Raw genomic sequence first — 1,015 nt, 5'->3', positions numbered from 1 at the left:
CCCGTCTATTAATACGTTTTCAAGCTTGGGGTACTGCCTAACAAAATAGGTCATTGCTTTTCCTATAGCGCTCTTTGGTAATACTTGAAGCGAGTTTTCTTCAATCCAGTTTCTTATTTTTTGTAGAATAGGCATAATCTGCTGATTCCTTTGTTGCCTTCTCAGATCAAAGTCTTGAGTACTTCCCTTAATGTCTCGTTCAATGGTATAAATCTCCTTGAACCACTCCAAGGCTTGTTCGGCTCTGGCAGGGTCACTATCCTTAGCATCAAAAAATTTTCTTCTAGCATGGACAAGACATCCGGCTAATACAATTCCGGGTTGGGTCCCAATGTTGTCGTACACAGAATAGCCATCACATTGCAAGATACCTTGGTATTCGGACAATAGTCGTTTTGGGCCATTCTGACCTCTTCCCTTATTGTAATTAAAGAGCACAAGCTTATGCACTGGATCATGATAAACCCACTGGTAACCTTGATGTGTACTTCCTTTTTTATCTTTATCCAGCACCTTAATCGGAGACTCATCCACTTGGATGTAACCAGACTCCAAGATTTTTTGTTTGAGCACATTGTAAAGTGGCTCCAGTAGTATTGCACATCCACTCATCCAATCACTAAGGGTGCTAGGGGCAGGATTCCAGCCAAAATCGCGACCAAATCCTTGAATTTGACGATAGAATGGCATGTGTTCTACATATTTCCTCATTATGATATAGGCCAATAGACTAGCTTCTGCAATACTTCTATCTAAAGGACGCTCAGGTAACTCCCCAACAATTATTTGTGAAGTTCCTTTCTTTATATATTTAGGACGTATCACTCGTCGTTTGACAAGAGAAGCAGGCGTATATTCCAAGGTCTCTGTAACCTCTTCACCAATTTTATCCATTCCAGTGGTGTCCTCTATTGGTTCGATAATCTCTTCTCTTACGGGAAGATTCTCGGGAAGGGCATGGCGGCCTGGGTGTTTCTTCTTGTCTCGGGTATAGGAGATTTCTTCTTGCTGTGGA

1 protein-coding gene is annotated in these 1,015 nt (G+C 41.8%); it reads right to left on the bottom strand.

Going from position 1 to position 1,015, the window contains the following annotated elements; genetic code table 11:
- A partial coding sequence (gene tnpC, locus I215_RS15580) for an IS66 family transposase (protein ID WP_008992952.1) occupies positions 1-1,015 on the bottom strand: 1,015 nt, incomplete at both ends.

Source organism: Galbibacter marinus, assembly GCF_000300875.1.
GTDB lineage: Bacteria > Bacteroidota > Bacteroidia > Flavobacteriales > Flavobacteriaceae > Galbibacter > Galbibacter marinus.
Note: the sequence above shows the minus strand (reverse complement) of the source record. Positions and strands in the feature narration are given on the sequence as shown.